Consider the following 16,689-nt stretch of genomic DNA (forward strand, 5'->3'; position numbering starts at 1 on the left):
GACCGTCAACGAAAAGGGCGGCCTCGGGGCCGCCCTTTTCGCGTTAAGCTCGCTAGGCGAAATGAGTGGACCGGAGCCAGGTTTGCAGGCTCCGGACGGCCGTGGAACTCAGTCGGAAACTTCTGTCTGTGGCCGGTCCCGGCCGTCCGCGAGTTCTTCGTGCCATTTACCGTCGGCATCCTCGTACTGGATACCGTCGGTCGCGCCGGCGACCTGTTGCTCTGCCGAAGCGATCTCGGCCGCGCGCAATGCGTCTTGATGCGTGGGGAATGTTTCCGAGAATGTCGCGCCGACCTTGTAGGCCCATCCGCCGTCATGCTCGACGATCTTGTAAGTCAGCTTCGCCATGAAAAGTCTCCGGTTCTAAAGCCCGGCCTGCTCAATGCAGCCGGTCGTCGCGCAGTTTGTCGTCCGGCACCAGGACTTCCGACTCCTTCGCGGCTTCGATCAGTGCCCGGCGCGCATCCGCTGTCGAACGATAACCTTCCAGCACTTTGAGGCAAGTGTCGAGAGCGTCGCGATGGCGAGGGCCGCGATTGAGCGGCCACACCGTCATGAGACACTCGGCGGCCTCCTGGGTGTCGCGGATATGGCGGTATTTGCCGACGTGGCCGAGTTCGACGACGACAGGCGCTTCAAAGGGTTTGTTGTCCATCATGGCCGCAACGCAAAGCAGCCAATTTGGTTGCAAAAGTGTCCGTCAGCCTGCGCCCAAAGGTCGCGACGTAGGCGGGAAGAGCTTCAGCGTTTGGCCGATGCATATCCCCTGTCCCAGCTCGGACCAGCCAAGCTGGCCTCAATAGCCGCAGTCGTTGCTGATCCAGCGCGCATTCGCCCAGCCGGTTCTGCCGCCGATCTCGACCTGGTACCAGTTTCCGCGCCGGTCGAAAATCTCGGTCTGATCGCCATTGAAAAGTTGACCGATCATCCGCGACGACGAGTTCGGCCGTGCCCGCACCGCGAGAAAGCCGCTGCCGGTGGCCAGATTGTAGCGGCCGGACAGGCCGTGCACCGTGCCTTCGCAATATTGCGAGCTGGCCGGCGTGGCCGCGCCCGCCGCGGCCTTACCCAACCTAACAGCTTGGTGAGGGAATTGGAGCGGGCTATTGCAATTGCCGGGGAGGGAGGCACCGCCCCGGTGTCGGGAAAGAACCTCAGCCTGCCGCCTTTATCCAGTGCTCCATCGTCGTGACGGCTCTCGCCAGCTGCGGCGCCGGCTGGATCGGCTCCCCCAGCGTGGCCGCGGCACGCCAGCCCCATCGCGGATCGGCCAGGAAGGCTCGGGCGACAGCCACGATATCGGCGCGGCCTTCGGCGACGATCGCCTCGGCCTGCTTCGGATTGTCGATGAGGCCGACGGCCCGTGTCGGAATGCCGGCACCCTTGCGCACCTCTTCCGCCAGATGCACCTGGTAGCCGGGGCCGCTGGGCAACTTCTGCAAAGGAGAATTGCCGCCGCTCGAGCAGCAGAGATAGGCGACGCCGACATCCCTAAGTGCCTTCGCCACCTCGATCGCGTCGGCGACATCGAAGCCGCCATCGACCCAGTCCTTCACCGACAGCCTTGCGCCAAGCATCAGCCTTGGCGCTGCCTTCTTCACCGCCTTGGCGATCTCGACGACGAGGCGCATGCGGTTTTCGATCGATCCGCCCCAGCGATCGGCGCGCTGATTGGACAAGGGCGAAAGGAATTGGAAAATCAGATAGCCATGCGCGGCATGCAGTTCGATGAAGTCGAAGCCGGCGCGTTCGGCCCGCCTGGCCGCATCGGCGAAACGCTCTATCAACTGCAGGATCTCGTCTTCCTCCAGCGGATGCGGCACGTTCCAGCCTGTGTCATAGGCGATGGCTGAGGCCGAAACCGTCTGCCAGGGGTCCTCGTCAGGCCGCAGCGGGCCGCCGCCATCCCATGGTTTCCGGTTCGAGGCCTTGCGTCCGGCATGCGCGAGCTGCGTGCCGAACTTCGTGCCGGGGGCGGCGACGCGCCTGGCGGCGTCCAGCGTGCGTCGGGCGGCTGCTTCATTGTCGTCGGAGTAGAGGCCGAGGCAGCCATGCGTGATGCGTCCGCGCCGCTCGACGTCCGTCATCTCGACCGTGACCATGCCGGCGCCGGACATGGCAAGGTTCATCCAGTGATAGAGGTGCCAGTCGCTGGCCGAGCCGTCATCGGCCGAATACTGGCACATTGGCGCGACAGCGATGCGATTGGGAAAGTCGAGGCCGTCGAGTGTGATCGGCTGGAAAAGCGCTGCTGTCATGAAAGGGCTCCGGGAAATGATCAGGCTATCTAGGTTGTGGCTCGTATATGCGCCAGACACGAGAGGGTGAAACCTCGTTTTGGACCGATTGCCCACATTGCGCAAATGTCGGTTCGCGGCTACGCCTCGGGTCGGGCCCAGGGAGTTCATGATGGAAGATCGCATCCGTATCCGCTCGGAGGAAATCCTTTCCGACGACTGGGCTGTCCTGAAGAAAACCGTCCTCGATTACCGCCGGCGCGACGGCCAATGGGAAACGCAGATCCGCCAGACCTATGATCGCGGCGACGGCGCGGTGATCCTGCCTTACGATCCGGCGCGTTCGACCGTGCTTCTGGTCCGCCAGTTCCGCTATCCCGCCTATGTCACCGGCCACCGCGAGCCCCTTATAGAGGCCTGCGCCGGGCTGCTCGACGAAAACGATCCCGAGACAGCCATTCGCAAGGAGGCCGAAGAGGAACTCGGCTACCGGCTGCGGGACATCGAGCGGTTGTTTTCGCCCTATATGAGTCCGGGCAGCGTCACCGAGCGGCTCTGGTTTTTCGTCGCCCGCTATTCGCCGGCGGACCGCATCTCGGCCGGCGGCGGCGCGCCAGAGGAGGGCGAGGACATCGAGGTGCTGGAAATGCCGCTCGACGAGGCGCTGGCCGGCATTGCCGACGGCCGCATCATCGACGCCAAGACCATCATCCTGATCCAGCACCTGAAGCTGAACCCGATGCGGGTCTGACCGAAGCGACCTGCACTCCTCCGATCTAAAGGATTGTTTGGCTGTGCTGGTGCGGACGACGGGAATCGAACCCGTACGATCAGAGATCGAGGGATTTTAAGTCCCTTGCGTCTACCAATTCCGCCACGTCCGCAGGTAGCAATTACAAGCACTTATGAGATTTAAGGTCCAGCCCTGAACCTGCACTTGGCACCGGATTGGCACCGAAGGCCGTTTTATTGTTCTGCCCCGTTCTCATCGCCGCTTCTATCGCAGCTGCCGCGCCATCGTCCGACCGCTTGAAAAGGTGAGCGTAGACCGACAGCGTGACCACGGGTGACGCATGCCCCAGACGACGGCTAATTGCAACCACGTCGAGCCCGCCAGCGATGAGGGCGCAAGCGTGGGTGTGTCTCAGGTCGTGAAACCGGACCTTGGGAATATCGATTACAGCTGGCGCGCCATCCTCGGCCGGCCTCCTCAAGCGGTCCACTGCATCGCGCCAAGCGCCTGAAACGCGAGAAGGCGCGATAGCTCTGCCGTCGGGCCAGCAAGAGACTAGCGCATCCTTGCGGGGCTTCCCCAGCCCCGAAGCAAGACGCTGTTGGAGCTGCTGCTTCCGGTGCACTTTGAGCGTGCACAGTCTGCTCGCAGTCTACCACAATCCCACCCCGTCCTCGTTGAGCCTTGAGGCGACCGCCTTCGCGGCATCGTCCCCGCGCCGGCGGAAGGTCGAATATGCCCAGCAGCGGCGCTCTGCCGTTCATGGCCAGCGGTCGAGCTGGTGCTCGCCGGGGTTAGTCACTTGCAGCCGGCGAGTGGTTGACAGCCTCCGCAGGCGCGATGCAGTTTCTGCAGGCTTATGGAAAAGTGAGGAGCATCCATGAAGAAGACTTATGAGAAGCCGACACTGAACAAACGCGATCGTCTCGGATCAATCGCAGCGCAGCTTATCCCTATCTCTGGTGGGCTGCAGGAAGTGCCTTCCGGCGGCGCCTAAGCACTCTCCGTTGAGAAGCAAAGCCCGCTGGCTCGGCCGGCGGGCTTTTGCCTTTTGGCAGCGGGCCTGTTCAACGAACCCGCTGGCCGGCTCGCCACGCGGTCCGGTCCTGACCTATTGGCCACTTGTGGTCTACCATGGGTCTCCTTTGCTCTTGATCAAAGCGGTGGCCCGGGTGGGATGCAGCCGACTTGCTCCCGCAGTTAAACCCGGAACCATTTGGCGCAACCGGTTGAATCGCGACCCTTTTTTTGTGACCCGTGAAACACATGGCGGGCGATCGATTCAGGGCACCTGACGTGGGAGCGCACACATGTTGAGCAACATGGGAGGAGGTCACTCCCAGGTTTATCCGCGGGCGTTGTGTGAGCGTGTTGTCGATCAGATCAAAGCCGAGGCGCAGATCGTTGGAACCCGCATTGATGAAGCTACCCTCGCGACGATCGTCCTGAGCCTTTGCAAAAATCTGAAGACGCCCTTCGAGGAGAACCTCCTCATCCTAGCCAGAGTTCGGCGGCCCGAATACACACGGCTTTGAGAGCTTCCGATTGGTGCTATCGTTTGGGCCGATTGAGCCCTTTGGGTTGCGGCTGATCGAGGACAGGCTGGGCTTCCCTCAGCGCCTTGAGGCGAGCCGTCTTGGCAATGCGCTCAGCCTGCTCCTTGGCCTGAATTTCCTTGGATGCCTTATCGGCGCCGGCCCGTAGTTTGACCATGTCGCGTACAATTCTCGTCATCCGTTATCTTCCTCCTTGATTCAGAGCTTTTGCCGGGATTATTGACTCGTGACTGTCGTTTTCGCAACGTAGATATCCACGTCGTGAGTTGTGTTGTTGGCGGAGGATCCGGGAGAATTCCCTGCTTTCGCCCGGCGGGTGAGACACTCCATGGCCAAGTTGAAAGCCCTCATTCTTGAGGATGAAGCCCTGATCGCCCTGGACGTTGAACAGCATCTGCGAGAATGCGGCTTCAGCGTCACATTGGTCACGTCATGCGAGGCTGCCGATCATTTCCTTTCCGAGCAGGACGCCGACGTGGCGATTGTCGATCTGAAGCTGACTGACGGATATTGCCACCGAGTTGCGCGCGTACTGATCGATCGATCCATCCCGTTCATCGTGCATTCTGGCAGCGACGAAATAGATGAGCCAGGTCAGGAGATATTTCGGAGAGGAAGGTTGTTTCGCAAGCCGGCCGATACGAAGGAACTTGCCGCCGTTGCTCTATCGATAGCCACGGGCGCCAACACATCCACAATAGGAACCATGGGGCTTGGCGGTAGTTAGCTCTGCACCACGGAGTTCGACGATGCCGCGCTATCACTTCCACGTCGATGACGGTACACTCCTAGCCGATAATGAAGGAACTGAACTTCCAGACCTCCAGGCTGCGCGAGCCGAGGCAGTTAGCGCGGCGGGTGAGTTGCTGAGGGATTTGGACGGCGCCCTATGGGAAGGCGATAAGACGTGGATTATGCATGTCACGGACCAAGACGACATCCTGCTTTTCACCTTGAGCTTCAGCGCGAAAGTTTCTGCTGGAAAAGCTGTTTTCCTGCCTGAGGACAAGCGTCGAATTGACTGATGTTAGGGAAACGACGCTTGACGACAAAAACCTTTGAGGCATGTGTTGGTTTGAGAGAATTAGCGCGCTGAAAAATATCGAACGAGTAGCGGATCGTATCAAATGAAGAAGCACTATACCAAACCTCTTACCAAGCGCGAGAGGCTCTCGGTCGTGACGGCACTCGGCAACGGATCCTTCACTATCGGGGAGCCGCCTTCAACCGACGGCTGACCAAACTGATTCAAGGGTTCCAGTGGCAAAATCGAGGAGCATCCATAAGAAGCACTACACGAAGCCTGCGCTCATCAAGCGCGAACGTCTCGGGCTGTCACTGCACAGACGTCAGGCTCATTCATTCCAGTTCCCCCGCCGCCGTTTCCCGGTGCGGTGATCCTCAGACCTGATCCGTCGAGGGATTTTGACAACTAAGCCCGCTGGCTTTGGTCGGCGGGCTTTTCGTTTGAGCCTCTAGCTCCTTTCGTCTCAGCCTCTAGCTTCAGAGGCTTTTGGACCTGAGTGGCATGATATCGAACCTGGCGAAGATCGGCGGACCAAGGTCAGATTGCTTCGTCATCGCCGTCGAACCTGCCTCGCCGGTAAAAGTCCCGGCAAGGTTCAGGCACACACTGATGGACTGCAATCTTGCGATCAGTGCATGCGTTGAGCCCGACCTGATCGGCCTACAGAGGAATCAGTGCGGCCCATTTTGGGTCGGCATCACCAGCTCAAAAACCGTTTCGCTCTGGTCCGATGAAACGTTCAGCACGCCGCGGTGGGCTCTCGCAATCTGAGAGGCGATGTACAGCCCCAACCCTAATCCTTGAAGGCTAGCCCGCACTTCACCTCGGTAAAACGGCTGGAAGAGACGGTCCATGACGTCCGGCGGTATGGGGTCGCCCGCGTTTGAAACCGCCAAGTGCAGTGTTCCCGATCTTGTGATGGCTTTCACGATTATCGGCGCCTCGTTCGTGCCGTGCGTCAAAGCGTTGCCGACAAGATTGGAGAGCAGCTGCGCAATTCCCCCTTGTCGCAGTCGACCGAACCGGAAATTTCGTAACGCTCCTCGATAACACGGTCGGGATACGCGAGCCGCAACTCTCCCACAACTTGACTGAGCGTCGGTACAAGCGGACGGCCACTTTCAATTTTCACCTGTAGACCCCCGCCGAGCCTGGTTTGAGCGAGGTCGAGTACATCGCCAATCAAAACCTTCATACGGGCAGTGCTGCGCTGCATCATCGCAATGAGCATTGGAGTATCTTCAGTCCAGCCGAAACGCTCGAGGCGTCTCAGTCCAGCGTCAACACCGGCAAGTGGATTGCGCAGATCGTGACCGAGTACAGCTATGAATTGCTCGAGCCGCTCCGAACCTTTTCGCTCTAATTCGAAACCACGCTGTGCTGTGGCGCGCGCTTCAACCAGTTCCCGCTCGTAGCGTCGGCGATCGGCCGCTTGCATGATGGTAAGACGAGTGAACAGGAGTGTCCCGTCCTCGCGCCGGCGCTCAACAGCATTTGCCAACACCGGGAATTTCTTGCCCTTCGCGGTAATTAGGTCGAGTGCCACTTCGTTGAAAAAGCCCTGCATGCGCAGGAGGGGCGCAATATGCGTCTCATAGAAGATGGCGCCGGCAATGTTCAGGATTTCGCGCAGGCGCTTCCCGAGCAGGTCTGCCTGGGAGATGCCGATCCAATTCGATAAGGTCAGGTTCGATTTTACGATGAGACCGTCAGGGCCGAGAGAAACGTAACCGCACGGCGCGTTCTCATAGAGGTCTTCGAGATCTTCCCCCACAGCTCACACGAAGCCGCGTATCGCTGAAATCACTTGTTCTGGGGCGCTAAGATTCGGGCAATGACCAGCAGCGTCCAGCAGCATTATTGCGCTATCACTAAGGTGCTCGAGCACATATCGCCCGACCTGCTCACACGCGATGATGTCGTCCTTGCACTGCAGAACTAATGTTCGTGTCTTGACCCTCGCCAGATCCTGGCGATTGTCTGACGAAAAAGTGACCCTGGCAAACTGCTTGGCTATCTCCGGATCCGTTCGACAGAACGAGTTCGACAATTCCTCAGCAAGTTCCGGCCTGTCAGGATTGCCCATGATTGCCGGCGCCATGGCTGCCGACCATCCAAGGTGATTGTCATCCAGCGAAGCCAAAAGTTCTTCGATCTGCGCGGCCGTGAAACCGCCCTCATATGCCCCGTCGTTGATATAACGGGGCGAGGGACCGACCATAACGAGCTTTTCAAACATGTCCGGAGCCATGATCGAAGCGAGGGCGCCGATCATCGCACTGACCGAGTGACCGACGAACACCGCGTTTTTCAGTCCAAGTTCGTGCCCGATTTCCACTACGTCGGCTGCATAGCCATGAAGAGACGCATATTTGGCCGGATCGTAGGCCGACAAATCAGAATGTCCTGCACCGACGTGATCGAAAAGAATGGTGCGGAAATCGTGCTCAAACGCGGGAGCAACAAAGCGCCACATGTTTTGGTCGCAGCCAAATCCGTGAGCAAACATCATGGCGCGAGTGCCGGTGCCGGCTTGCTAGACGTTATTTCGCGTCAGGAAGGACAAGCGACGGCTCCGACTTAAACTCCGCCTAGTTACTGCGCGCCTGGGAGAAGGGCAATCTCAAAAAGCGGGTTGTCGTGTGCCTCATTGGTCCGACCCGGTTACGACGCTGCGGAGGTATCGTGTCGCATGTAAGGCGCAAATCGTACAGCAGTCCGCAAATCCTATCGGGCGTCGAGACACACCCAATCGTGTCATTGCCGAGGGCGTTGAGACGATGAAGTACGCAAACGACAGTCGAAGATCTGCAGTTTCTGCAAACGAACAGCGTTTTTGGCCGGAGCCGGCACACGCTGGTTCATCCTCAAATCAAAGTCTACCAAATTTATAGAATTAACAAAAAGCGGCTGCCGACGGGTCGTAGGCGACATATGATTTCCACCACTCAGTGCCGAAACGGATAGCGTTTCCTTTGTTCTGGGCTTCCGCGATGCGACGCTCTGGCCACCAAGAAGAGAGGTGGAAATGAGCGCTTCTGTAGACGCACAAAGTATTCCTGTGCTGGATTTTTCCCGTTATGACGCCGACCCCGCATCAAGGGTCGCATTCCTGGAGGAATTGCGTCTAGCGGCGCGGGATGTGGGTTTCTTCTATTTGGCGGGCCATGGCATCCCGCAATCGTTGATCGACGATGTGCTTCATGCGTCGCGTCAGTTCTTTGCATTGCCGGAAGAAGCCAAGCTCCAGATCGAAATGGTGAACTCACCGCATTTTCGCGGCTATAACCGGGTCGGGCAGGAATTGACGAAAGGCCAGCGCGACTGGCGCGAGCAGATCGACATCGGCTCAGAGGCACCGGCGCTGCCCCGTGATAAGGACCTGCCAGGCTGGACACGGTTGCAGGGGCCCAACCAATGGCCTGACGCGCTGCCGGAACTGAAGCCGCTGTTGCTCGAATGGCAGGAACAGTTGACCGATCTGTCGACTCGCCTGCTGAAGGCGTTCGCCGCTGTCCTGGAGCAGGACGAGGACGCGTTCGAGACGATTTACGCCGGCACGCCAAACCACCTCATCAAGATCATCCGCTACCCGGGCCGGGATTCCACCGAAAGCGAGCAGGGCGTTGGCGCGCATAAGGACAGCGGTTTCCTGACGCTTCTGCTGCAGGAAAAGCAGAGGGGCCTGCAGGTCGAAGCTGCGGATGGCGAGTGGATAGACGCTGAGCCGCGTGCTGGCACCTTTGTCGTCAACATCGGCGAGTTGCTCGAGATGGCGACCGACGGCTACTTAAAGGCCACTGTGCATCGGGTGGTGACGCCACCGGCCGGCACCGACCGGCTGTCCGTCGCCTTTTTCCTCGGCGCACCCTTTGACGCCGAAATTCCACTTCTGGACCTCGCGCCGCACCTGAAGGCGCAGGCGAACGGCGTTACCCGCGATCCTCAGAATCCGCTCTACCGCAACTCTGGACAGAACGCGCTGAAAAGCCGGCTGCGTTCACATCCTGATGTCGCGCGGCGCCATCATGCCGATCTGCTCTCCACCCAGGCTCGCGCCGAAGTCGCGCCTTTCGCTTGACGGCCGCAAAACAAGAGGAGGAACGACTGATGACGCTGGAACATCTATCGCCTGAAACGCTCGCCCTGCATGGTGGCTCCTGGCGAGCTGATCCCACGACCGGCGCTGTTGCGGTGCCGATCTATCAGACCACATCCTACCAGTTCCAGGACACTGATCATGCCGACCGGCTGTTTGCGCTCGATGAAGTCGGTCACATTTATACGCGCGTCTCGAACCCGACGCAGGATGCCCTTGAGACCCGCATAGCTGCGCTGGAAGGCGGTGCTGCCGCGCTGCTGCTTTCCTCTGGTCAAGCGGCTTCCGCCTATTCGGTACTGAATCTGGCCGGCGCCGGCGACAATATCGTCTCAGCCACCGATCTCTATGGAGGCACCTGGGCCCTGTTCGCCGCGACGCTCAAGCATCTCGGCGTCGAAGTAAGGTTCGTCGATCCTTCAGACCCGGAGAACTTCCGGCGCGCCACCGACGCGCGCACACGCGCCTACTATGCGGAATCGCTACCCAATCCGAAGCTGCAGGTCTTTTCGATCAAGGAAGTGGCCGACATCGGCCGATCCCTCGGCGTGCCCTTGATCGTCGATAACACTGCGGCGCCGCTCAGCATCCGGCCGTTCGATCATGGTGCGGCGGTCGTCGTCTACTCGGCGACCAAATACATTGGCGGCCATGGCACGTCGATCGGCGGCATCGTCATCGATGGCGGAAACTTCCCTTGGGAAGAGCATGCCGAACGCTTTCCGACGCTGAATCAGCCGGACCCAAGCTACCATGGGAAGGTCTGGGTCGAGGCGGCCAAGCCGCTCGGCCCGGTGGCCTACGTGTTGCGCATCCGCACTGTCCTTCTGCGCGACGTCGGTGCCGCGATCAGTCCTTTCAACGCCTTCCAGTTGCTGCAGGGCCTCGAAACGCTGCCGCTGCGCATCCGCCAGCACAACGAGAACGCCATCAAAGTGGCGGAGTTTCTGCGGGATCATCCAAAGGTCGCAAATGTCATCTTCCCTCGCTACCAGACCGGCGATAGCAAGCGGCGTGCCGATGCCTATCTCCGGAAGGGCAGCTACGGCGCGCTCGTCGGCTTCGAATTGAAGGATGGCCGCGAGGCCGGACGTTCCTTCATCAATGGACTGAAGCTGCTCTATCACGTTGCCAACATCGGCGACGCGCGCTCCCTGGCCATCCATCCGTCGACCACGACCCACTCTCAGCTTTCGCCTGAAGAGCAACTCGCGACGGGAGTAACCCCCGGCTATGTCAGGCTTTCCATTGGCATAGAGCATCCAGACGACATCATTCGAGATCTCGAACAGGCGCTCGATCAGGTCGTAGGCGACAGCGAACTCAGGGCTGCCTAGCCCGTTCGCCAATTACAAATTCATTCGCAGGAGGGGAATATGACCACAGGCAAAAAAAACACATCAACGATTTCACGGCGTGGCGTGCTGCGGGCTGCAGGCGCGCTGGGGGTTGGCGCTGCTGCTGTAGGCTTGCTGGCCCGGCCGACAAGCTACGCAATTGCCGGTAACGCCACGAAGGTCAGGCTGTCGTGGACTGAATTCGCGGCTTGCCATTCGCCGATCGCCTTCGCGTTATCGAAGGGCATCTACGCCAAGCATGATCTCGACATCGATCTCTACTACCAAGGCGCCAGCGGCCAGACCCTGATCCAGTCGATCGCCACCAACAAGACGGATGCCGGTGCCGGCCTGCTGTACGATTGGGTCAAGCCGCTGGAGCAGGGGCTCGACGTCAAGCTCTTCGTCGGCTCGCATGGCGGCTGCACGAGGCTGCTGGCCTCCAAGGCCTCCGGGGTCACCACGCTCGAAGGCCTCAGGGGCAAGACCATCGTCTCCTACGACGTCGCCAGCCCGCCGAAGCATTCTTTCCAGGTCGCACTGGCCAAGGCCGGCCTCGATCCCAACAACGACGTCAACTGGACCAACGTGCCTTTCGACCTCGTCGGCGAGGCTGTCGGAAAGGGCCAGGCCGACGCCTTGGCGCATCTCGATCCATGGGCCTATGCCCACAAGAAGAAGTTCGATCTCGTCGAGGTCGCCAATACGCAGACCGGCTCGTTCGAGGGCGCTGTCTGCTGCGTCCTCGGCGTCAACTCGGCCTTCCTCGACGCCAACAAGGATGCCATCCGCCGCCTGGCAGAGGCCGATATCGAGATCCACGAATATGCATCGGCGCATCCCGATGAGGTTGCCAAATGGTTCGTCGACAATCTCAACCCGGGTTTCCCCTTCGAGGATATCCGCGACGAGATTTCCTCATGGGTGCTGCACAACCACCCGGTCGGCAAGGACTTACGCGATCAGGTCCAGCATGCCGCCGCCGACCTTTCACTGATCAAGGTGCTTGATCCGACGACCGACCCGGCCGAACTGGCCGGACGGGTGACCGTCGACATCCTCGCCTGACGGTCAAAATGACGAGTGCGGCAGTCGACAAGGACGCGGGCAGAAAGAGTGTTTCGTCTGCTTTTGCTAGGCCCGTGTGGAAGCACGGGCTCTACGCGGCGGCGGCCTGGCTCCTTGCTGCCATCGTCACCGCGGCGTTTCCCGACGTCGTGCCGTGGGGCAGCCGCGATGTCTTTGTCGGATTGCTTTTAGGCGGAGGGGCGGTGCTGGCGGGCCTTGCCTTCAGCGTCGAGAAGCTTGGCGGATTGGGCCGCGGTCTGATCCACTACGGTCCCTGGCTGATCGCCCTTGGCCTTTGGTTCGCATTGTGGGAATTGATCACGGCCAAGCTCGGCTGGATGCCGAAACCGTTCTTCTCGCCGCCGCACGGCCTGCTGCATGTCTACATTGTCGACTGGCAGCGCATCCTCATCTGCATCGCCTACACGGCGCGGCTGTGGACGATTGGATTCTTCAGCGGCATCATTATCGGATTCACCGGTGGGGTCGCGCTCGGCTGGTCGAAGACCTTCGCCTATTGGGGCATGCCGGTGCTGAGACTGATCGGCCCGGTGCCGGCGAGCGCCTGGATCCCGGCTACGTTCTTCCTGTTCCCGACCACATTCCAGGCCAGCCTGTTCCTGGTCGCGCTTGCCTCCGGCATACCGGTTGCGATCCTCACCGCCTCCGGCGTCAATTCGGTGAACCGCGCCTTCTACGACGTGGCGCGGACGCTGGGCGCCAACAATCGCTACCTGGTTCTCCGCGTGGCGATACCCGCCGCCTTGCCGCACGTCTTCATCGGCCTGTTCATGGGGTTGTATTACTCGTTCGCCGTCCTGGTGGTCGCCGAAATGCTCGGCGCGAAATACGGCCTTGGCTGGTACCTTCAGTTCCAGACCGCCTATTCGGCCTATGCAAATGTCTACGCCATGCTGATCATCATGGCCTTGCTCTGCTCGGGTCTGGTCAAGCTGTTGTTCGTGATACGCGACCGGCTGCTCGGATGGCAGAAGGGGGTTGTGCAATGGTAGCCACCACCCTGCGCGCCGCGTCCGCAAACGCCGCCGGCCTTGCCATCGACTTCCAAACGGTCTCGCATCAATACGATCTGGACGGGCAGCCCTTGCCCGTCTTGCGGCAAATCGACCTGAACGTGGGGCCGGGCGAGTTCATCGCATTGCTCGGTCCGTCCGGCTGCGGCAAGTCGACCTTGCTGAGGCTGGCGGCAGGCTTGGAACGACCGACCACCGGCGACGTGCTGGAGGACGGGACAAGCATCGCCAGCCCGGATCCGTCGCGCGTGCTGGTGTTCCAGGATCCGACCTTGTTTCCGTGGCGGACCGTCCGCGACAATGTCGCCATCGGGCCGGAAGCGCGCGGCGTGCTGGCCGGCAGTCAGAAGCGGATCGACGATGCGCTTCGCTTGGTCAAGCTCGAGGCTTTCGCCTCGGCTTTTCCGCATCAGCTGTCAGGAGGCATGGCGCAACGGGCTGCACTTGCACGTGCTTTGGTAAACGATCCCCATCTGCTGCTGCTCGATGAGCCGCTGGGACGTCTGGACTCGCTCACCAGGCTGACCATGCAGGAGGAAATCCTGTCGCTCTGGCGGCATGCTGGATACACGGTCATTCTTGTCACCCATGATGTCGAGGAGGCTCTGCTTTTGTCGCAGCGCGTCATCATTCTGAGCGAGCGCCCGGCCCGCATCAAGTCCGAGGTCGTGGTCGACCTGCCATATCCGCGTCGGCGCGACGACCCGCGGATCGTCGCCCAGCGTCAGACCATCCTCGAGTTTCTCGGGTTCTCGGCATGACAAGAAATGTCTCGGCATCGATCTGGAGGTTGTTGTCGCTGCGTTGGCTGGAAGCAGCGGGGATCGCACTGACGCTGGTCGCGCTGGCCTGGTGGGCAATCGTCTACGCGCAGGTCATGTCCAACACCGGCTTTCCGATCGAACGCACGCTGCCGTGCCTGCTGCAAACGTCCGACCGCTGCTCGCTTGCCATGTCGCTGTGCAAGAATTGGCATTTTCTCGGCATCACGCGCTACTCGCCGGAGTTGCTGTGGGCCGGGGCGATCGTTTCCAGTCTTGCGCTTCTTCTGGGAAGCTTCACTCAAACTCCAAAGCAGAGAGAAAAGAAGGACCCTGACCATGCCTAGAGTTGTCCCCGTGCTCGATCTCAGCCGTCTCGAACAAGGTGCTTCCGAGTCCCGCACTTTTCTTCTGGATTTGCGCACGGCGGCCCGGGACGTTGGCTTCTTCTATCTCAGCGGTCATGGAATTTCAGCCTCCGATATTGATGAGGTGATTGGTGCTTCCCGTCGCTTCTTCGCGTTGCCCGCGGCCGACAAGTTGGCCATCGAAATGGTCAAATCCTCGCAGTTTCGGGGCTATACGCGCGCCGGCGGCGAACTGACCAAGGGCGCTGCCGACTGGCGTGAACAACTTGATATCGGCGTCGAGCGTCAGCCCATACCGCAACGGCCGGGGGTCGCACCCTGGACCAGGCTGCAAGGGCCCAATCAGTGGCCGTCGGCACTGCCGGATCTCAAACCGGCGCTGCTTGCATGGCAGGCAAAGGCGACGGGGGTGGCGATCCGGCTGCTCAAGGCCTTTGCGTTGTCGCTTGATCAGCCCGAGAGCGCCTTCGACGCGATCTACCAGGACTCGCCTAATCATCGCATGAAGATTGTGCGCTACCCCGGTCGCGATGCAACGGACGGCGACCAAGGCGTCGGCGCGCACAAGGATGGCGGCTTCCTGACCCTGCTGTTGCAGGACGACAACAAGGGCCTTCAGGTGGAATATGACGGGAGCTGGGTCGATGTTGAACCCATCCCTGGAACGCTGGTCGTTAATATTGGCGAACTGCTCGAACTGGCGTCCAACGGATATCTGCGCGCGACAGTTCATCGTGTGGTGACGCCGCCGGCCGGCGTCGAGCGGATTTCCGTTCCTTTCTTCTTCAGCGCGCGGCTGGACGCCACCATACCTTTGCTCAGCCTGCCCGAGGAACTGGCGGCCGAGGCGCGCGGGCCGGCAAGCGATCCGGACAACCCGTTGTTCCGCGACGTCGGCACCAATGTTCTGAAGAGCCGCCTGCGCTCCCACCCCGACGTGGCGCGTCGGCATTATGCGGATCTGCTGGAAACCGGAGCGGCGGGCTCGTAAGGCTGGCCGAGGGCGCGAATTTTGCTGTTTGGCGGTTTTTTGGAATGTCGTTCGTCGCTAGCGTCACGAAATAGGCCTAGAAAGGTAAAATCGTTCGGCGGTTTCCTCCCATTCCGCTGAACGGTGTTCCCCTCTGAAGGTTTTGTACCTTCTTTTGGCCGGGCCGCATTTCGAGCCCGGCCATTTTTTGTCCGCCGCTTACCGTCGAGAATTCTGCTCGCTCCTCGTCGCCGGATTTCGCCTCCATGAGCCATTTGCACACAAGGTGATTGGCATTCGCCGCAATGGCCTTTTTCGAGGCAAACTGCTTTCCCGATAAGCAAGAAATTGGAAGGCCGTTCCTTAGTCTATAAATTTATAGGGTTAACTTCGAGGCAGTCGAACAGGGCGGGGGACCTTCCGCCATCGGCACAGTGATAAACCTCAGGAGTTGACTGACATGACGATTGCAAAGCGCCCTGGCGCCCGCTGGCGGACGGCATTGGCGACGACGCTGGTAGTGGCGGCGGGATTGTTCTCCACCGCGACCTTTGCCGGACCGACGCTCGACAAGATCAAGCAGCGCGGCTCCATCAAGGTCGGCGTCGGCACGACGCCCGGCTTCTTCTCACCGGACAGCAACGGCCGCTGGCAAGGCTTTTTCGTAGACTATGGCCGCGCCCTGTCTATCACCGTGTTTGGGGATCCGGATAAGGTGGAGTTCACAAATTCCTCGCCGCAGCAGCGTCTACCAGCTCTCCAGGCAGGTGAATTCGACGTGCTGCTGTCTGGCGTGACGGTGACAATCACGCGGGCCTTTCAGCTAGGCTTTCATTTCGGCCCGACCATCTTCTACGACGGCCAAGGCATCCTGGTCCGCAAGGACCTCGGCGTGACCAAGGCGGCCGAACTCGATGGCGCCACCATCGGCGTGCAGAGCGGCACTACCGGCGAACTGAACATCGCCGACTTCTTCCGCAAGACAGGCAAGAAGTTCACGCCCGTGACGATCGAGGACACAGGCGAGTTCATCAACGCGCTGGAGACAGGCCGTGTCGATGCCATCACGCAGGATTCGTCCGATCTCGTCGGCAAGCGCACGCAACTGAAGAAGCCGGATGATTATATCATCCTGCCGGAGCGACTGTCGAAGGAACCGCTAGCGCCCGCGATCGCGGGCGGCGATGACCGCTGGCTCGAGATCGTCAACTGGACAGTCAACGCCACCATTCAGGCCGAGGAGTGGGGCATCACCAGCAAGAACATTGACGAGTTTCTAAAGTCGCCTGACCCTGCGATCCAGCGCTTCCTGGGCGTCGATCCGTCTCTTGCGCAGGCGATCGGGCTCGATCCGAAATGGGCCTATAACATCATCAAGACCGTAGGCAATTACGGTGAGATCTACGAAAGGAACCTGAAGCCGCTTGGTTGGGAGCGTGGCTACAACAGCCTGTGGGTCAATGGCGGCCTGCTCTATTCGCCGCCATTCCGCTAAGACC

General features: G+C 60.3%; 19 protein-coding genes, 1 tRNA gene and 1 pseudogene. 12 read left to right on the forward strand and 9 right to left on the reverse strand.

Translation table 11 applies throughout. From position 1 onward, the window contains the following. Window positions 1-108: 108 nt before the first annotated feature. From LB513_RS14020 to LB513_RS14035, 4 genes are all read right to left on the reverse strand, one after another. Window positions 109-348 (reverse strand): DUF2188 domain-containing protein, encoded by a 240-nt coding sequence (locus LB513_RS14020; RefSeq protein WP_024504403.1) that lies wholly within the window; start codon window positions 346-348, stop codon window positions 109-111. 31 nt (window positions 349-379) lie between these two features. Next, the gene (locus tag LB513_RS14025; RefSeq protein ID WP_224664106.1) at window positions 380-658 is read right to left on the reverse strand and encodes a DUF982 domain-containing protein; all 279 of its coding nucleotides are present in this window, start codon (window positions 656-658) and stop codon (window positions 380-382) included. A 138-nt stretch (window positions 659-796) separates the two neighbouring features. Beyond that, on the reverse strand, window positions 797-1,072 hold the full coding sequence (locus LB513_RS14030; RefSeq protein WP_224664107.1) for an SH3 domain-containing protein: 276 nt from the start codon (window positions 1,070-1,072) through the stop codon (window positions 797-799). A gap of 82 nt (window positions 1,073-1,154) precedes the next feature. Then, window positions 1,155-2,258 carry an NADH:flavin oxidoreductase/NADH oxidase gene (locus LB513_RS14035; RefSeq protein WP_224664108.1) on the reverse strand — a complete coding sequence of 368 codons (1,104 nt, stop codon included), beginning with the start codon at window positions 2,256-2,258 and terminating at the stop codon, window positions 1,155-1,157. 151 nt (window positions 2,259-2,409) lie between these two features. On the opposite strand from LB513_RS14035, the gene LB513_RS14040 reads away from it, so the two are divergent. Further along, the gene (locus LB513_RS14040) at window positions 2,410-2,988 is read left to right on the forward strand and encodes an NUDIX domain-containing protein (RefSeq protein WP_224664109.1); all 579 of its coding nucleotides are present in this window, start codon (window positions 2,410-2,412) and stop codon (window positions 2,986-2,988) included. Window positions 2,989-3,035: 47 nt separating this feature from the next. Here LB513_RS14040 and LB513_RS14045 read toward each other — a convergent pair. Beyond that, window positions 3,036-3,121 (reverse strand) — tRNA-Leu (locus LB513_RS14045). A 9-nt stretch (window positions 3,122-3,130) separates the two neighbouring features. Then, window positions 3,131-3,595: a tyrosine-type recombinase/integrase gene (locus LB513_RS14050; protein ID WP_224664110.1), complete on the reverse strand. Its 465-nt coding sequence runs from the start codon at window positions 3,593-3,595 to the stop codon at window positions 3,131-3,133. Window positions 3,596-4,280: 685 nt separating this feature from the next. Between LB513_RS14050 and LB513_RS14055 the strand changes: the two genes are divergently transcribed. Beyond that, entirely contained in the window at window positions 4,281-4,505 is a 225-nt protein-coding gene (locus LB513_RS14055; RefSeq protein ID WP_224664111.1) for a hypothetical protein, read from the forward strand. A 16-nt stretch (window positions 4,506-4,521) separates the two neighbouring features. On the opposite strand, the gene LB513_RS14060 is transcribed toward LB513_RS14055, so the two are convergent. Then, entirely contained in the window at window positions 4,522-4,704 is a 183-nt protein-coding gene (locus tag LB513_RS14060; RefSeq protein WP_224664112.1) for a hypothetical protein, read from the reverse strand. Between the two features lie 150 nt (window positions 4,705-4,854). Here LB513_RS14060 and LB513_RS14065 point away from each other — a divergent pair, with 150 nt between their 5' ends. Both LB513_RS14065 and LB513_RS14070 read left to right on the forward strand, forming a co-directional pair. Then, window positions 4,855-5,253, forward strand: coding sequence for a response regulator (locus LB513_RS14065; protein ID WP_224664113.1), 399 nt, complete (start codon window positions 4,855-4,857; stop codon window positions 5,251-5,253). A 22-nt stretch (window positions 5,254-5,275) separates the two neighbouring features. Next, on the forward strand, window positions 5,276-5,551 hold the full coding sequence (locus tag LB513_RS14070) for a DUF6894 family protein (RefSeq protein WP_224664114.1): 276 nt from the start codon (window positions 5,276-5,278) through the stop codon (window positions 5,549-5,551). A 673-nt stretch (window positions 5,552-6,224) separates the two neighbouring features. On the opposite strand, the pseudogene LB513_RS14075 reads toward LB513_RS14070, so the two are convergent. Beyond that, window positions 6,225-7,327: pseudogene (locus LB513_RS14075) on the reverse strand (PAS domain-containing sensor histidine kinase). A gap of 3 nt (window positions 7,328-7,330) precedes the next feature. Beyond that, window positions 7,331-8,065 carry an alpha/beta fold hydrolase gene (locus LB513_RS14080; RefSeq protein WP_224664115.1) on the reverse strand — a complete coding sequence of 245 codons (735 nt, stop codon included), beginning with the start codon at window positions 8,063-8,065 and terminating at the stop codon, window positions 7,331-7,333. Between the two features lie 516 nt (window positions 8,066-8,581). Between LB513_RS14080 and LB513_RS14085 the strand changes: the two genes are divergently transcribed. The 8 genes from LB513_RS14085 (at window position 8,582) to LB513_RS14120 (ending at window position 16,685) form a co-directional block, all read left to right on the forward strand. Continuing rightward, the gene (locus LB513_RS14085) at window positions 8,582-9,634 is read left to right on the forward strand and encodes an isopenicillin N synthase family dioxygenase (RefSeq protein WP_224664116.1); all 1,053 of its coding nucleotides are present in this window, start codon (window positions 8,582-8,584) and stop codon (window positions 9,632-9,634) included. A 29-nt stretch (window positions 9,635-9,663) separates the two neighbouring features. Then, the gene (locus LB513_RS14090; protein WP_224664117.1) at window positions 9,664-10,989 is read left to right on the forward strand and encodes an O-acetylhomoserine aminocarboxypropyltransferase/cysteine synthase family protein; all 1,326 of its coding nucleotides are present in this window, start codon (window positions 9,664-9,666) and stop codon (window positions 10,987-10,989) included. Window positions 10,990-11,028: 39 nt separating this feature from the next. Beyond that, a complete protein-coding gene (locus LB513_RS14095) occupies window positions 11,029-12,057 on the forward strand; it encodes an ABC transporter substrate-binding protein (protein WP_224664118.1) in 1,029 nt (342 codons plus the stop codon). Window positions 12,058-12,065: 8 nt separating this feature from the next. Beyond that, a complete protein-coding gene (locus tag LB513_RS14100) occupies window positions 12,066-13,070 on the forward strand; it encodes an ABC transporter permease (RefSeq protein ID WP_224664119.1) in 1,005 nt (334 codons plus the stop codon). Beyond that, window positions 13,064-13,852 carry an ABC transporter ATP-binding protein gene (locus tag LB513_RS14105; protein ID WP_224664120.1) on the forward strand — a complete coding sequence of 263 codons (789 nt, stop codon included), beginning with the start codon at window positions 13,064-13,066 and terminating at the stop codon, window positions 13,850-13,852. Before LB513_RS14100 ends, LB513_RS14105 begins: the two co-directional genes overlap by 7 nt. Further along, window positions 13,849-14,199 carry a hypothetical protein gene (locus LB513_RS14110; protein WP_224664121.1) on the forward strand — a complete coding sequence of 117 codons (351 nt, stop codon included), beginning with the start codon at window positions 13,849-13,851 and terminating at the stop codon, window positions 14,197-14,199. Before LB513_RS14105 ends, LB513_RS14110 begins: the two co-directional genes overlap by 4 nt. Further along, window positions 14,192-15,211 carry an isopenicillin N synthase family dioxygenase gene (locus tag LB513_RS14115; protein ID WP_224664250.1) on the forward strand — a complete coding sequence of 340 codons (1,020 nt, stop codon included), beginning with the start codon at window positions 14,192-14,194 and terminating at the stop codon, window positions 15,209-15,211. Before LB513_RS14110 ends, LB513_RS14115 begins: the two co-directional genes overlap by 8 nt. Before the next feature lie 439 nt (window positions 15,212-15,650). Next, on the forward strand, window positions 15,651-16,685 hold the full coding sequence (locus LB513_RS14120) for an amino acid ABC transporter substrate-binding protein (RefSeq protein WP_224664122.1): 1,035 nt from the start codon (window positions 15,651-15,653) through the stop codon (window positions 16,683-16,685). Window positions 16,686-16,689: the final 4 nt, after the last annotated feature.

The organism is Mesorhizobium sp. ES1-1, assembly GCF_020164785.1.
Taxonomy (GTDB): domain Bacteria; phylum Pseudomonadota; class Alphaproteobacteria; order Rhizobiales; family Rhizobiaceae; genus Mesorhizobium.

Excerpts from the sequence above, each read along its gene's own strand:
- LB513_RS14020 (WP_024504403.1), bottom strand. The coding sequence starts at position 348 with ATGGCGAAGCTGACTTACAAGATCGTCGAGCATGACGGCGGATGGGCC.
- LB513_RS14025 (WP_224664106.1), bottom strand. The coding sequence starts at position 658 with ATGATGGACAACAAACCCTTTGAAGCGCCTGTCGTCGTCGAACTCGGC.
- LB513_RS14035 (WP_224664108.1), bottom strand. The coding sequence starts at position 2,258 with ATGACAGCAGCGCTTTTCCAGCCGATCACACTCGACGGCCTCGACTTT.
- LB513_RS14040 (WP_224664109.1), top strand. The coding sequence starts at position 2,410 with ATGGAAGATCGCATCCGTATCCGCTCGGAGGAAATCCTTTCCGACGAC.
- LB513_RS14055 (WP_224664111.1), top strand. The coding sequence starts at position 4,281 with ATGTTGAGCAACATGGGAGGAGGTCACTCCCAGGTTTATCCGCGGGCG.
- LB513_RS14060 (WP_224664112.1), bottom strand. The coding sequence starts at position 4,704 with ATGACGAGAATTGTACGCGACATGGTCAAACTACGGGCCGGCGCCGAT.
- LB513_RS14065 (WP_224664113.1), top strand. The coding sequence starts at position 4,855 with ATGGCCAAGTTGAAAGCCCTCATTCTTGAGGATGAAGCCCTGATCGCC.
- LB513_RS14070 (WP_224664114.1), top strand. The coding sequence starts at position 5,276 with ATGCCGCGCTATCACTTCCACGTCGATGACGGTACACTCCTAGCCGAT.
- LB513_RS14080 (WP_224664115.1), bottom strand. The coding sequence starts at position 8,065 with ATGATGTTTGCTCACGGATTTGGCTGCGACCAAAACATGTGGCGCTTT.
- LB513_RS14085 (WP_224664116.1), top strand. The coding sequence starts at position 8,582 with ATGAGCGCTTCTGTAGACGCACAAAGTATTCCTGTGCTGGATTTTTCC.
- LB513_RS14090 (WP_224664117.1), top strand. The coding sequence starts at position 9,664 with ATGACGCTGGAACATCTATCGCCTGAAACGCTCGCCCTGCATGGTGGC.
- LB513_RS14095 (WP_224664118.1), top strand. The coding sequence starts at position 11,029 with ATGACCACAGGCAAAAAAAACACATCAACGATTTCACGGCGTGGCGTG.
- LB513_RS14100 (WP_224664119.1), top strand. The coding sequence starts at position 12,066 with ATGACGAGTGCGGCAGTCGACAAGGACGCGGGCAGAAAGAGTGTTTCG.
- LB513_RS14105 (WP_224664120.1), top strand. The coding sequence starts at position 13,064 with ATGGTAGCCACCACCCTGCGCGCCGCGTCCGCAAACGCCGCCGGCCTT.
- LB513_RS14110 (WP_224664121.1), top strand. The coding sequence starts at position 13,849 with ATGACAAGAAATGTCTCGGCATCGATCTGGAGGTTGTTGTCGCTGCGT.
- LB513_RS14115 (WP_224664250.1), top strand. The coding sequence starts at position 14,192 with ATGCCTAGAGTTGTCCCCGTGCTCGATCTCAGCCGTCTCGAACAAGGT.
- LB513_RS14120 (WP_224664122.1), top strand. The coding sequence starts at position 15,651 with ATGACGATTGCAAAGCGCCCTGGCGCCCGCTGGCGGACGGCATTGGCG.